The following is a 13,353-nucleotide window of genomic DNA, read 5'->3' on the forward strand; positions in this document are numbered from 1 at the left end:
CCTGCACCGCGCGCATGTAGGTGCCGCCGTTCCAGGACTCGAAGTGGTTGCCGATGATCAGGGGCGCGCGGTTGCCGTGGTAGGCGCGGGCGAAGCCGGGCACGCCCGATTCGGCGGATGCCGGCCGACGAGATCGCCATGCTCGCGCGCCGCTATATGCACGAGTACGGCGCGACCCGCGACCACCTCTTCAACGTCGCCCTCGCCTGCCGCAACCGCGCCAACCAGAACCCCGCCGCGATGATGTACGAGCGCCCGCTGACCCGCGAGATGTACATGACCTCCCGCTGGATCAGCGAACCCCTCTGCCTCTTCGACAACTGCCTTGAGACGGATGGTGCGTTGGCCTGCGTCATCGTCTCGAAGGAACGGGCCCGCGACTGCCGGAACACACCCGTGTACGTCCACTCCGCCGCCCAGGGCCTGCCCGCCCAGCACCACGGCATGGTCAACTACTGGAACGACGACCCGCTGACCGGCCCGGCGTGGACCGCGGCCCGACACCTGTGGAAGCAGGCGGACTTCGGGCCGCATGACGTCGATGTCGCCCAGATCTACGACGCTTTCACCGCACTCATCCCGCTCTCCCTGGAGGGTTACGGCTTCTGCGGTCGCGGCGAGGGCGGGGCGTTCACGGAAGGGGGCGCTCTCGAGATGGGAGGGCGGCTGCCGCTCAACACCAGCGGCGGAGGACTCTCCGAGGCGTACGTCCATGGCTTCAACCTGATCAACGAGGGCGTGAAGCAGTTGCGCGGGACGAGCACCGCCCAGGTCCCGGACGCCTCGACCTGCCTGGTCACGGCGGGTGAGGGCGTACCGACCTCCGCGATCCTCCTACGAAACTGACGAGTTAGGACTCTGCGGAGTTGAGGAGTTGAGGAGTTGAGGAATTGAGGAGTTTGACGATGCCAGCGCCGGGAGAATCTCCGTCCCTCCTGTCCCCCGTTCCCGACGACGACGGCGCCCCCTTCTGGGAGTACGCCGCCCAGGGCGAACTCCGCGTCCAGGCCTGCGCCGACTGCGGCGAACTCCGGTTCCCGCCCCGGCCCTGCTGCCCCCACTGCCAGTCCTTCGCGAGCGAGTGGCGGCTGATGAGCGGGAAGGGGCGTATCTGGTCGTACGTCGTCCCGCATCCACCGCTGCTTCCCGCGTACGCGGAGCAAGCGCCGTACAACGTGATCGTCGTCGAGCTCGCCGAAGCGCCGCACATCCGGCTCGTCGGGAACCTGGTCAGCGGCGCCGACGCCTCCCTCAACTCCCTTCCGCCGGAACGGGTTCGGATCGGGGCGAAGGTGCAGGTGGTGTTCGGCAGCACGGGGTTGCCGCAGTGGGTACGGGAACGCACATGACCCCTTCGACTCCTGCCTCCCTCCGTGTCAGCGCCGACAAGAGCACCGGCGTCGCCGTTCTCACGCTTGACCGGCCCGAGAAGATGAACGCGATCGATCTCGGTCTCGCTGATGAACTGATCACCACTTGGCGGGAGTTGAGGTTTGATGACTCCGTACGGGCCGTTGTCCTCACGGGGGCGGGTGAGCGGGCCTTCTGTACGGGGCTCGACCGGAGCGTCGAGGTGCCGCAGCCCGGCTCGCCCTACATGGTGGACGATCCGCTCGACACGATCGGGCCCAAGGCGAACGATCTGTGGAAGCCGGTGATCGCGGCGGTGCGGGGGATGGCCTGCGGCGGGGCCTTCTATCTGCTCGGCGAGGCGGAGTTCATCGTGGCGGACTCCACGGCGACGTTCTTCGATCCGCACACGACGTACGGGATGGTCAGCGCGTACGAGTCGGTGTACATGGCGCAGCGGATGCCGTTCGGGGAGGTGGCGCGGATGGCGTTGATGGGGTCGGCCGAGCGGGTGTCCGCGCAGCGGGCGTACGAGGTTGGGCTGGTGTCCGAACTCACCGCGACGGGTGGGGCGTTGGCGGCGGCGTCGGAAGCGGCGGCGGTGATCGCCTCGTATCCGACGGAGGCCGTCCAGGGCACGGTGCGGGCGCTGTGGGCAGCGAAGGAGGCCACGCGAGCGTCTGCACTGGCGCACGCCCCGCATCTCGTCTCGCTCGGCAACTTGCCGGGCGATCGGCAGGCGGGGCTTTTTGCGGGGCGGCGGCGGGAGTTCAGGGTGCGGTGAGGGGGCGTGGGGGTTGTCTTCGCCCCCCCGTCAAGACGTCCGCGCCGTCCCCGTCCCCTTCTCCGCGTCCAGCGCATACACGCACCGGTCCTTGCTGCACGCGTACACCACCCCTTCCCTCACGACCGGCGCACCCGTGATCTCACCGCCCGTGGCGAGCTTCCACCGCAGGCGGCCGTCGTCGGCCTTCAGGGTGTAGAGGAGGTGGTCCGTGGAGCCGAAGTGGATGCGGCCGTCGGCCACCGCGGGGGCGCCGACGAGGTCGCCGCCCGCCTGGAAGCGCCACTTGGGGGTGCCGGTGACGGCGTCCAGGGTGTAGAGGCCCTTGCCGCTGCCCACGTGGACGTGGCCGGCCTCGACGAGGACGGGGTCGATCGAGGCCCGGGACTCCGTGGCGATACGCCAGCGGTCCCGGCCGTCCGTGGCGTCGAGCGCGTACACCGTGCCGAGGTAGTCGGCGAGGTAGATCCCGCCGCCCGTGACGGCCGGACCGGACGCGAAGGTGGGCGGGCTCAGGAAGACGGCGGGCGCCTCGAAATGCCAGCGGACATGGCCGCCGGCGACGTCGATGGCGAGGACACGGGTGCCGGCGGACACGTACACGTATCCGTCGTCACCATGGGTGAGACGGAGAGGGACGCCGCCGCAGGAGGCCGCGTCGCCGATGGGGTAGGACCAGCGTTCGTCGCCCGTACGCGCTTCGAGGGCGCGCAGGCGGGCGTCCTTCCACACGTACACCGTTCCCTCGTGGATGACGGGCCCGGCCTCGGGGGACTCGAAGTCGGCCTGGGCGCCGGTGAGTTCCCAGAGTTTCTGGCCGCTGGAAGCCTCCCAGGCCTGTACGCCGCCGCCGCGGGTGCCGGTGACGACGGTGCCGCGGTCGGCCTTGAGGGAGTACACCCAGGCGTCGGTCGGCAGTCGCCACAGGTCGCCGCCCTCGCGGGCGTCCAGGGCGAAGAGGGTGGGCCCGTCCGAGGCGTGGATACGGCCGTCCGAGACGGTCATCGACCAGGCGACGTCCCGCGTCTTGAAGCGGCGGCGGCCGGTCGCCACGTCCAGGGCGTGGACTTCGAAGGAGGTGACGTAGACGAGATCGCCGGCGACGGCGGGCGTGCCCCACACGTCGTTCGACATACGGAAGCGCCACGGCCGCCAGGACGAGCCGGAGTCGGGCTCGGGGGCTGTCGGGGGCGCGGGTACGGCGGGGTCGGCGCCGTTGACTCCGGGGCGCGGCCGGGCCCAGGAGGCGGCGAGTCCCGCGTCCGGAGGAGGTGCCTTCACGGCGGCGGCGCGGGCGTCGGAGACGCGAGGGCCCGGCCCGATGGGCACGGGGGCCCCTGCGAGGCGTACGGGCCCGTTGTCGGGGGCGCCACCGTGACGGCCTGTACCCGCGCCGACGGGGACGGGCGGATCATGCGGCGGCGGTGGCGGCACGACGGGCGCCGCGGGCCCGGCGGCGCCCCCGGCATCGGGTGCGCCCCGACCGCCACTGCGGCCGCTGCCGGACGACGACGGCTTCGCCGCCGGACGCCCCCCGCGCCGCGTCTCGATCAGGCTGACCGCCCGCTCGGGCAGCCACGCGGACGCCGTACCGCTGTCGTCGGAGCCCGAGCCGAACAGATGCGGGGCCAGCTGGGCCTGGAGGTCGGCGGGGTTGGGGCGGGCCGTGGCCTCCATCTGCATACAGGACTCGATCAGCGGCCGCAGTTCCTCCGGCAGGCCTTCGAGGTCCGGGCCCTCCCGCAGGAGCATGAAGACGGTCTCTACGGGGTTCGCGCCGTGGAAGGGGGCGTGGCCGGTGGCGGCGAACACGAGCATCGAGCCGAGCGAGAAGACATCGCTCGCGCCGGTCACGCTGCGTGAGTCCTTGGCTTGCTCCGGTGACATATAGGCGGGGGTGCCCACGGCGACGTTGGTCATCGTCAGCCGGGTGTTGGAGACCCCGGACGCGATACCGAAGTCGATCACGCGCGGCCCGTCCTCGACGACGAGGACGTTCGAGGGCTTGAGGTCGCGGTGGACGAGCCCGGCGCCGTGGATGGACTGGAGCGCCTCCGCGACGCCCGCCGCCAGCCAGCGCACCGCCTGGGCCGGGAGCGGCCCGCACTCGGTCACTATTTCCTCGAGGGAGGGCGCGGGAACGTACGCGGTGGCCAGCCACGGCACGGCCGCGCGCGGGTCGGCGTCGACCACGGCCGCCGTGTAGAAGCCGGACACGGCACGGGCCGCCTCGACCTCGCGGGTGAAGCGGACCCGGAACAGCTGGTCCTCGGCGAGCTCCGTACGGACCGTCTTGATCGCCACCCGCCGGCCCGAAGCCGAGCGCGCCAGATAGACCAGCCCCATGCCGCCGGCACCCAGCCGTCCCAGCACCTCGAACGGCCCGATCCGCCGCGGATCGTGCTGCGTCAGCTGATCCACCACTTGCCTGCCACCTCCCCGTACGCGGCTGTGTTTCCAGCCACTGCGCAGCGTCTCACCACCGAACCGCTCCGGCGGCACGCACTCCGATTCTTCCTGGCCCGGCCGCCGGTTGCGAACCCGGGGCCGGACCTGGATGTCTCAGGGCGTTCCGGGACAATTACGTCACGTCTCACTCGCCGCTCAGTACCTTTCCGTACCTTTTCAGCGCTTCTCGGCTCTCTTCAGCGCTGCAGCACCGCGAAAGACGCCCCTTGATTGTCAGTGACGACTGCCACACTGCCGTACGACGCTTCAAAGGGAGGCACCTGGATTCGGCCGCCCAGTCGGATCACCGTACCCATTGCCTCATCACAGTCCGCCACCCCGAAGTGGACAAGAAAGTGCGGCGGCATCTCGGCCGGGAAGACATCGGCGATGGCTACGCGGCCGAAGTCGGGTGCGGCATCGGGGCCCAGGAGGGTGTCGTGAAAGAGCTCCCCGTAGAAGTCGTCGGCGATCTTGGTGTCCCGGGTATACAGCTCGACCCAGGCGAAGCTGCCCGGCTCATGCCGCCGCTCGAAGCCGGCGTGCTCCTCGCCCTCCCACAGCCCGAACACGGCGCCCTCGGGATCCGCGGCCAGCGCCATCGTGCCGTACGCGTCCACGGGCACCGGAGCCGTGATCACCTGACCGCCCGCTTCCCGGATCCGCCCGGCCAGGCCGAAGGCGTCCGGAGTCGCGAAGTACACCGTCCACACGGTCGGCATCCGCCCGTCCCGCTTGGGCGAGAGCGCGGCGACGGCCCGCCCCTCGCTGTACGCCCACGTGGAGGCCCCGTACCCCGCCTCGAAGGTCCACCCGAAGAGCTCGCCGTAGAAGCGCTTGCCCGCCTCAACATCGGGGAGCTGGGCGTCGACCCAGCAGGGGACACCCTCCCCGAAACCGGCGTCACCGGCGTCACCGGCATCTGTGGCAGAAGACTTCGATTCGGCCATACTGCCAAGCTAAGCGCCTCCCCCACATCTCGCAGGGCAGCCGCACCCCATTTGCAGTCGGCCGAATCGCGCCCCGATCACCCCTCGGTAAGCTGACGGCATGACAGGACAAGTGCGTACCGTCGACGGCCGAGTGGCCGGACGGCGTGGGCAGGCGACTCGGCAGAAGCTGCTCGACTGCCTCAGCGAAATGCTCAGCTCGTCGCCCTACCGGGACGTCAAAGTCATTGACGTCGCGCGGAAGGCGGGCACGTCACCGGCGACTTTCTACCAGTACTTCCCGGACGTCGAGGGCGCCGTCCTGGAGATCGCCGAGCAAATGGCCGCGGAGGGCGCGGGGTTGACCGAACTCCTCGAGGGGCGGTCCTGGACCGGCAAGGCCGGCTGGCAGACCGCGCAGGAGCTCGTCGACGGGTTCCTCGACTTCTGGCGCAAAAACGATGCCATCCTGCGCGTCGTCGACCTGGGAGCCGCGGAGGGGGACAAACGGTTCTACAAGATCCGTATGAAGATCCTCAACTCCGTGAACAATTCCCTTACGAACACGGTCAAGGAGCTTCAGGCCAAGGGCAAGGTCGACAAGGACGTGAGCCCGGCGGCGATGGCCGGTTCACTCGTCGCGATGCTCGCGGCGGTCGCCTCGCACCAGAAGGGCTTCCAGTCCTGGGGCGTGAAGCAGGCCGAACTCAAGCCGAATCTGGCCCTGTTGGTGCATATGGGCGTGACCGGCAGGAAACCGACGAGATAGTTCACGCAGTTCACTCATATATCTGTTCAGTACGGTTTGGTACCCCCCACACTCCCCCACGCTTCGTAGGCCCAAATCCTGTCAGGCAGACGGCAGTTCACTTCGGAGTCCGCTCCGGTGAGCTGCCGTCCGTCGCGTTACGGGCCTCTCGTTGCGGCCTTGCCTTACGGGCCTTGCGTTACGGGCCCGCTCGGCGCCGTACGAGGCCTCTCAGCGTCGTACGAGCCGGAAGATCCGGATCTCTCGAGTCACCCGTGCCTGGTACGTCGCGTACGGCGGCCAGAAGTCCAGCAGCGCCTTCCAGACCGTGTCCCGTTCCTCTCCCCGCAGGAGCTGGGCGGTGACGGGGATGTCCCGGCCCTTCCAGTTGATCTCCGCGTCGGGGTGGGCGAGGAGGTTGGCGGTCCAGGCGGGATGGTCCGTACGCCCGAAGTTGGACCCGATGAGAATCCAGGTTCCGCCCTCTTCCGGCATGCAGGCGAGCGGCGTACGCCGGGGAAGTCCGCTCCTCGCCCCGCGCACCGTGAGGATGACGCCGGGCAGCAACTGGGCGCTGACCAGGACTTTCCCGCGGGTGAGCCGGTGTACGGCACGGTCCATCGCGGGGACGAGGCGCGGGGCGACGCGGGCGAAGGTCCGGGTCGAGGACACGCGCTGTACTGCCTTCCGTACCGCTTCTGGTACGCGCCGGGCGTTCGGCACCTGGTGTGCTCCTTGTGCTTCGTGTGCTCCGTGTGCTCCGTGTGCTCCGGTCGGCATCAGACCGCCACCTCGCCACCGTCGAAGAGGTGCGCTTCCTCCGCGGCGTACGCCCGCAGCCGGTGCACCGGCCCGAACAGCAGCTCGTCGCCGGCCGCCCGCTTGAAGTACAGCTGCGCCTCGTGTTCCCAGGTGAACCCGATCCCACCGTGCAACTGCACGCCCTCGGAGGCGGTGGCGCGCAGGGCCTCCAGCGCCTGCGCGAGGGCCAGGCCGCCCACGCGCTCGTCGCTCGCGGCGGTCGCGGCGCTCGTGGCAGTCGCGGCCGGCGCAGTTGTCGCGGCTGTCGCGGCCGTCGCCCAGGCCGCGTAGTAGGCGGCCGAGCGCGCCGCCTGGACCTGCACATACCGGTCGGCCAGCCGGTGCTTGACCGCCTGGAACGAGCCGATCGCCCGCCCGAACTGCTCCCGCTGCCTGACGTACTCGACGGTCCGCTCCAGTACGCGATCGGCGGCACCGACGGCTTCGGCGGCGAGGGCGGCCCCGGCGGTGTCCCCGACGGCGGAGAGCGCGCCGGCGACATCGGCGGACTCGTCGTCGCCGACCAACTCCGCCTGCACATCGCGGAGTTGGATACGTGCCTGCGGACGTGTCTGGTCGAGCGACGTCTGCCGTACGCGTACGAGCCCATCGGCCCCCGCCCGTACGAGGAACAGCAGCGTGCGGGAGCGGGAGAACCCACCGGTGTGCGCGGCCACGAGCAGCAGCCCCGCACTGTGCCCGTCCAGCACCTGATCGACCTGCCCGTAGAGCCGCCAGGCACCGCCTTCCGAGCGCTTGGCCTGCACACCGCCCGCCCGGCCGCCGCCCGCCCAGTCGCCGCGGTTGGCGCCGGTCAGACCGAGCGCGGTGGCGAGACACGTGCCGGGTACGGCCAGGGCGGCGGTCAGCTCGCCGGAGGCGAGGCGCGGCAGGAGCTCGCTTCGCTGCTCCTCGGTGCCGAGGGCGAGGAGCAGAGGACCGCTCAGCACGGCGGTGGACAGGAGTGGCGAGGGGGCCAAGGCGCGGCCCAATTCCTCATTCGCGAGGGCGAGTTCGGTGGTCGAGCAGCCGACTCCGCCGTACGTCTCGGGGAGCGCGAGACCCGGCAGCCCGAGCTGTCCGGCGAGGGCTTCCCAGAGGGCGGGGTCATGGCCGTCCGGGGTTTCCACTGCGGCCCTGATCTCTTCCGGGCCGCAGCGTTTGAGGAGCAGTTCGCGCAGGGTGCGGCGGATCTCGTCCTGTTCGGCGGTGAAGCGGGCGTCCATGGGCCCCTCCTCCTGGGAATCTGACGGCGCGTCATGGTAGAGCGGGGGTCGTCAGATGCACAGAGGTGTGCGCAGGTTGCGACGCCCTGCCGGAGTCCGCATTATCTGATGTACCGTCAGATTCATGACTCAGTCTCGGTCCCAGTCTCGGTCTCGGGCTCAGCGGAAGACGCGTAAGGCTCGGAAGGTGGCGGTGGTCGGCGTCTCCCTCTCCGACTGCGGCCGGGTGGACGAGGCGACCCCGTACGCCCTGCACGCGCAGGCGGCCCGCCGGGCCCTGGCCGACTCGGGACTCGGCCGCGAGGTCGTCGACGGTCTGGCCTCGACGGGCCTCGGTACGCTCGCGCCCATCGAGGTGGCGGAGTACCTGGGCCTGCGCCCGACGTGGGTCGACTCGACCTCGGTTGGCGGCTCGACCTGGGAGGTCATGGCGGCCCACGCGGCGGACGCTATCGCCGCCGGGCACGCGAACGCGGTCCTGTTGGTGTACGGGTCCACGGCCCGCGCGGACATCAAGGCGGGCCGTCGTACCGGGAACCTGTCGTTCGGCGCACGCGGCCCGCTGCAGTTCGAGGTCCCGTACGGGCACACCCTGATCGCCAAGTACGCCATGGCGGCCCGCCGCCACATGATCGAATACGGCACCACCATCGAGCAGTTGGCCTCCGTCGCCGTCCAGGCGAGGGCCAACGCGGCGCTGAACCCGGAAGCCATGTTCCGCGATCCGATCACGATCGAGGACGTCCTGTCGGGCCCGATGATCGCGGACCCCTTCACCAAGCTCCACTGCTGCATACGCTCCGACGGCGGCGCGGCGGTCCTCCTGGCGGCCGAGGAGTACATACGCGACTGCCGCACACCCCCGGTCTGGATCCTCGGCACCGGCGAATATGTCTCCCACACGACCATGTCCGAGTGGCCGGACTTCACGGTGTCCCCGGCGGCGGTGAGCGGACGGCTCGCCTTCGAGCGGGCGGGCGTACGGCCCGAGGAGGTGGACGTGGCCCAGCTCTACGACGCCTTCACCTACATGACGCTCGTAACCCTGGAGGACCTCGGCTTCTGCGAGAAGGGCGAGGGTGGCGCGTTCGTCGAGAAGGGCCGCCTGCTGGTGGGCGGGGACCTGCCTGTGAACACGGACGGAGGCGGGCTCTCCGCCCAACACCCGGGCATGCGGGGGCTGTTCCTGCTCGTGGAGGCGGTGCGGCAGTTGCGGGGGGAAGCGGGTGCACGTCAAGTACGGCGGAGGGGTGGGGAGTTGCCGCAGCTGGCCGTCGCGTCCGGTACGGGTGGGTGGTTCTGCTCTTCGGGGACGGTGGTGTTGGGGCGGGGGTGAGGAACGGGGCAGGCTCCTCGTTCGGGTGAACCGAGTGTGCCCCACACTCCGAAGGCCGGAAACTGGAGCAGCTGGTACGACACCAGCATCCCGATCGCCGAGAAGCGCCACCTGGCCCACATCGGTGAGCCGGCAACGAAGGAGTACGGATGAGCACCGTCCGCTGGGAGGAAGTCAAGCGCCGGGTCCACGAACAGCAGAGGGCTGCGGGGATCCCGGTCCGGTCGCCCGAGGAGAAACGGGCCGACATGGAGCGGCTTCGCGCCGAGGTGCGGGCGTACCAACTGGTGGAAATCTGTCGCGAGCAGGACCTCACCCAGCGGGACATCGCCGACTTGATGGGTGTCTCCCCTCCGCGGATCTCGGCGATCGAGCACGGCGAGATCGACCGTACGGAGGTGGCCACTCTGCGCGCCTACGTACGGGCCCTGGGTGGCGAGCTCCGGGTGGTGGCGGACTTCGGGGGCGCCGCGTACACGGTTGGCTGAGTCAGAACACCACCGGCGGGACCCGCCGTACTCGCCTATCTGCAGGCGTAAGCCTGTTGTCGCGGCGCGCAGCCGGGTCGGAATACCGGGCAGTACGAGGCACGCTGACTCAGTAGAGCACTGTCCGTACTGTCCGCATCCAGGACGGAAGGCTGGAGGACACCGATATGGCGCTGAGTCGCGAAGAGCGTGAGAAGTTCCTGGCTGAGCCGCACGTCGCCGCGTTCGCGGTGGATGCCGGTGAGGGACGGGGGCCGGTCACGGTGCCGGTCTGGTACCAGTACGAGTCCGACGGCACCGTCTGGATCCTGATCGGGCTCGATTCCCGCAAGAACCGGCTGATCAGCGCGGCGGGCCGGTTCTCCCTGCTGGTCGACCGGTTGGAACCCACCATCCGGTACGTATCGGTCGAGGGCCCGGTCATCGACACGATCCCCGCCACCATCGAGCACCTCCGGGAACTCGCCGCCCGTTACCTCCCGCCCGAGAAGGTCGACGGCTACGTCGACTTCGCCTGGAAGGAACACGGCGAGCAGGTGGTCGTCCGTATGCGCCCCGAGCACTGGCTGTCGTCGGACCTCGGGCAGGTCTGAGGCGCGTCCCGTACGGGACGTCACGTACGGAACGTGTGGACGGCGAAGTCCCGTACCGGCCGATAGCCGATCCGCTGATACAGCGCGTTGCTGGTCGGATTGGCGAGGTCGGTGAAGAGCAGCACCTCGTCGGCGCCGGCGGTCAGCGCCGCGCGGCTGACCGCGGCGGTGGCGGCACTCGCGTAACCGCGGCCGCGTAGTGCGGGCGGGGTGTAGACGGGCGCGATACGGATCTGCCCGGCGACCTTCGGCAGGGCACCCGCCATCGCGACGGGCGTGCCGTCCGGCGGCTCCCAGAACGTGATGCCGCCGTGGGCGATCCGGCCCTCGGCCCAGCGGTCCGGGTCGCGCACGGGCCGCCCGCCGGCCGCCGCGGAGAATTCGGCGTGCCACCGTGCCACCAGCCCGTGGTCGTCCCGGGTGGCGAGTCTCTCCCTGCCGGGCGGGGCCGGTTCGGGTGGTGTGAGCGTGCCGAGCCGGTAGAGCCGCTGGTTCGTCGTGAGCTGGGCGGTGGCTCCGGTACGGCGTTCCCATGCGGCCGCGAAGTCCGCGGCCGTGTCCGCCGGGCCGTTGACCCCCGGGAGCACGTGGCCGACCTCCGCTAGCCGCGCGGCGAGGGCGTCGGCGGCTTCGGGGGTGGTTGGGGTCAGATTCAGTTCGTACGGGGGTGTCCGCAAGGCGGTGGCCCGCACGGTTCCGTCCCGGTCCGTGAGCCAGGCGAAGTGCGGCGGCTCCGGCCCGTAGGCGGCCGGCCCCCGTCTGCCCAGCGCATCGGTGACCGTCAACTGCACGGTGTGCAGGGCGGGTTCCGAGCGCAGGAAGCTCCCCGCGCGGTCGAGGAAGACCTCGAGGTCACGGGTGAGGTGCCAGTCGGGCGAAACGGAAGCCATACGCAATGGTCCCGTGGACCGCCCCGCCACGCTCGCGATTTACGCCGGGCCCGAGTCACCGCTCGCCCGGTGTGCGCTCTGGTATGCGGTCCGGTATGCGGATGCCCGCGACCTGCGGGATGCCCTGTCGGGCGATACTCGCCGTATGGAAACGGATCTTCACGAGCTGCTGCGTTCCCTGCGCGTGTGGGACACCGAGTTGCCCGGCTTCGACCCGGCCGAGGCGCCCGAGGAGCCGTTGCCCCTCTTCGCGCGCTGGCTCGCGGAAGCCGTGGCGGCCGGTCAGACCGAGCCGCACACCATGTCGCTCGCGACGTCGGACGAGGAGGGTCGGCCCGACGTCCGCACGGTGATGCTGCACGGCGCCGACGCGAACGGCTGGTCCTTCGCCACCCACGCCACCAGCCGCAAGGGCCGCCACCTGGCCACCCGCCCGTATGCGGCGCTCGGCTTCTACTGGCCCGTGCAGGGCCGCCAGGTACGCGTACGCGGCCCGGTGGCACTCGCCTCACCGCAGGAATCCCAGGCAGACCTGCACGCCCGCTCGACCGGCGCCCTGGCAGCGGCTCTGGTCGGCCACCAGAGCGAAGTACTGGGCTCTGTCGAGGAGTTGGGGCGAGCGTCGGAGGCCGCCTGGGAACGAGCGCAGCGCGAGCCGGACGCCCGGGCCTCCTCCTGGAACCTGTACCGCGTACGGCCGGACGAGGTGGAGTTCTTCCAGGGGGACGCCCAGCGACGTCACGTACGCCTCGACTATCGCCGTACGGACGGGGGTTGGCTCAAGGAGTTGCTGTGGCCGTGATGTCGTACGTGCTCTCGCCCGTCAGACGGGGACCACGAGCACCGTGCCTTCCAACCCCTTGAAGTCATCTGCGTTGCGCGTGTAGAGCGGCAGCCCCCTCGTCGAGGCGATCGCAGCGATCATCAGGCCCATGCGTCGTGGGCGGGGATCCCTCTTGGCCGCGATGGTCAGCGCGACCAGGGTGCCGTATCTGGCAGCCGCATCCCCGTCGAACGGCAGTGGCTCGAAGTCGGCGACCGCGGCTCCCAGCTTCTCCATCCGGGCCGCCCTCGCAGCGGGGTCCTTGGCCACAGCGACCCCCTGCTGCAACTCGGCGAAGGTCACAGCGGTGAGCTCCGGCGTGACGGGGAGATCCTCCGGGCTGAGCACGTCCAGATCGATGTAGGTGCAGGTATCGAGGACACCCTCGGGGTGACGGTTAGCCACGCTTGCGCTCCCACGGGTCGTCCTCGACGAGTTCATCGCTCCCGAAGACCTCGTCCGCCTCCGCGCGCATCTGCGCGTAGTCCACACGCGGCAGCTTCCGGTGCCGGGCAACGAGCTCCTCGGCGCTCGGCCGGCGCCGACGCGCCAACGGACGCAACTCGGCGACTTCTATGCCATTGCGCGTGATGTGGTACGTCTCGCCGGCCTCGACCGCATCCATGACAGCGGCGGAGTTGTTACGAAACTCGCGCTGCGTAATCGTCTTCATAGACTCAGTGTAGCCCCGCGTGTCCCCATGCGCTACAAGTCCGGACACGCGTCGACCTGGGCTGTCGCCCTACCGAAACGCGCACCTCTCCGCCTCACATCCAGGGCCGAAACACTGGCACCACGACGTCCGCCGTGCCCTCCGCCTGAACGGCACCACCCCGCGTCAGATCCGCGTCATGATGCGCCGCGAAGCCGCGGTGATCGGCGCCGCCGCCCTCACCGCGGGCCTGGCTCTGGCCGCGATCCCGCTCACCCTCCTGGG

The 13,353-nt window shown here is 70.2% G+C and carries 15 protein-coding genes and 1 pseudogene; 9 read left to right on the plus strand and 7 right to left on the minus strand.

The features are described 5' to 3' along the window. Window positions 1–120 precede the first annotated feature (120 nt). The 3 genes and pseudogenes from G6048_RS41220 to G6048_RS41230 all read left to right on the plus strand — a co-directional run. Window positions 121–846, plus strand: a pseudogene (locus G6048_RS41220) (thiolase C-terminal domain-containing protein); the annotation flags it as partial. Between the two features lie 59 nt (window positions 847–905). Continuing rightward, on the plus strand, window positions 906–1,349 hold the full coding sequence (locus G6048_RS41225; RefSeq protein ID WP_165344737.1) for a Zn-ribbon domain-containing OB-fold protein: 444 nt from the start codon (window positions 906–908) through the stop codon (window positions 1,347–1,349). Continuing rightward, window positions 1,346–2,134, plus strand: coding sequence for an enoyl-CoA hydratase/isomerase family protein (locus G6048_RS41230; RefSeq protein ID WP_165344738.1), 789 nt, complete (start codon window positions 1,346–1,348; stop codon window positions 2,132–2,134). The genes G6048_RS41225 and G6048_RS41230 overlap by 4 nt, the downstream gene beginning before the upstream one ends. Window positions 2,135–2,164: 30 nt before the next feature. Here the strand turns inward: G6048_RS41230 and G6048_RS41235 are convergent, their stop codons facing one another. Both G6048_RS41235 and G6048_RS41240 read right to left on the minus strand, forming a co-directional pair. Next, on the minus strand, window positions 2,165–4,558 hold the full coding sequence (locus G6048_RS41235; protein ID WP_165344739.1) for an outer membrane protein assembly factor BamB family protein: 2,394 nt from the start codon (window positions 4,556–4,558) through the stop codon (window positions 2,165–2,167). Between the two features lie 221 nt (window positions 4,559–4,779). Beyond that, window positions 4,780–5,532 (minus strand): VOC family protein, encoded by a 753-nt coding sequence (locus G6048_RS41240; RefSeq protein WP_165344740.1) that lies wholly within the window; start codon window positions 5,530–5,532, stop codon window positions 4,780–4,782. Between the two features lie 100 nt (window positions 5,533–5,632). On the opposite strand from G6048_RS41240, the gene G6048_RS41245 reads away from it, so the two are divergent. Next, a complete protein-coding gene (locus G6048_RS41245; protein ID WP_165344741.1) occupies window positions 5,633–6,280 on the plus strand; it encodes a TetR family transcriptional regulator in 648 nt (215 codons plus the stop codon). Between the two features lie 210 nt (window positions 6,281–6,490). On the opposite strand, the gene G6048_RS41250 is transcribed toward G6048_RS41245, so the two are convergent. Together G6048_RS41250 and G6048_RS41255 are read right to left on the minus strand one after the other, a co-directional pair. Further along, a complete protein-coding gene (locus tag G6048_RS41250; RefSeq protein WP_328828473.1) occupies window positions 6,491–6,982 on the minus strand; it encodes a nitroreductase family deazaflavin-dependent oxidoreductase in 492 nt (163 codons plus the stop codon). Between the two features lie 56 nt (window positions 6,983–7,038). Next, window positions 7,039–8,286, minus strand: a complete 1,248-nt coding sequence (locus G6048_RS41255; RefSeq protein ID WP_165344743.1) for an acyl-CoA dehydrogenase family protein — start codon at window positions 8,284–8,286, stop codon at window positions 7,039–7,041. Window positions 8,287–8,410: 124 nt separating this feature from the next. On the opposite strand from G6048_RS41255, the gene G6048_RS41260 reads away from it, so the two are divergent. The 3 genes from G6048_RS41260 to G6048_RS41270 all read left to right on the plus strand — a co-directional run bounded on the left by G6048_RS41260 (window position 8,411) and on the right by G6048_RS41270 (window position 10,703). Then, window positions 8,411–9,622, plus strand: coding sequence for a thiolase C-terminal domain-containing protein (locus G6048_RS41260; protein WP_165344744.1), 1,212 nt, complete (start codon window positions 8,411–8,413; stop codon window positions 9,620–9,622). Window positions 9,623–9,771: 149 nt separating this feature from the next. After that, window positions 9,772–10,110, plus strand: a complete 339-nt coding sequence (locus tag G6048_RS41265; RefSeq protein WP_165344745.1) for an XRE family transcriptional regulator — start codon at window positions 9,772–9,774, stop codon at window positions 10,108–10,110. Between the two features lie 167 nt (window positions 10,111–10,277). After that, the gene (locus G6048_RS41270) at window positions 10,278–10,703 is read left to right on the plus strand and encodes a pyridoxamine 5'-phosphate oxidase family protein (protein ID WP_165344746.1); all 426 of its coding nucleotides are present in this window, start codon (window positions 10,278–10,280) and stop codon (window positions 10,701–10,703) included. Window positions 10,704–10,723: 20 nt separating this feature from the next. Here G6048_RS41270 and G6048_RS41275 read toward each other — a convergent pair whose 3' ends face one another. After that, window positions 10,724–11,593: a GNAT family N-acetyltransferase gene (locus G6048_RS41275; protein ID WP_165344747.1), complete on the minus strand. Its 870-nt coding sequence runs from the start codon at window positions 11,591–11,593 to the stop codon at window positions 10,724–10,726. Window positions 11,594–11,738: 145 nt separating this feature from the next. Here G6048_RS41275 and G6048_RS41280 point away from each other — a divergent pair, with 145 nt between their 5' ends. After that, window positions 11,739–12,395, plus strand: coding sequence for a pyridoxine/pyridoxamine 5'-phosphate oxidase (locus tag G6048_RS41280; RefSeq protein ID WP_165344748.1), 657 nt, complete (start codon window positions 11,739–11,741; stop codon window positions 12,393–12,395). Window positions 12,396–12,416: 21 nt separating this feature from the next. On the opposite strand, the gene G6048_RS41285 is transcribed toward G6048_RS41280, so the two are convergent. Further along, window positions 12,417–12,821, minus strand: a complete 405-nt coding sequence (locus tag G6048_RS41285; RefSeq protein WP_165344749.1) for a type II toxin-antitoxin system VapC family toxin — start codon at window positions 12,819–12,821, stop codon at window positions 12,417–12,419. Then, window positions 12,814–13,089 (minus strand): type II toxin-antitoxin system Phd/YefM family antitoxin, encoded by a 276-nt coding sequence (locus G6048_RS41290; RefSeq protein ID WP_165344750.1) that lies wholly within the window; start codon window positions 13,087–13,089, stop codon window positions 12,814–12,816. The genes G6048_RS41285 and G6048_RS41290 overlap by 8 nt, the downstream gene beginning before the upstream one ends. Window positions 13,090–13,108: 19 nt before the next feature. On the opposite strand from G6048_RS41290, the gene G6048_RS48955 reads away from it, so the two are divergent. Continuing rightward, a partial coding sequence (locus G6048_RS48955) for a hypothetical protein (RefSeq protein ID WP_206342772.1) occupies window positions 13,109–13,353 on the plus strand: 245 nt, incomplete at its 3' end.

The organism is Streptomyces ureilyticus (assembly GCF_011045025.1).
Lineage (GTDB): Bacteria > Actinomycetota > Actinomycetes > Streptomycetales > Streptomycetaceae > Streptomyces > Streptomyces ureilyticus.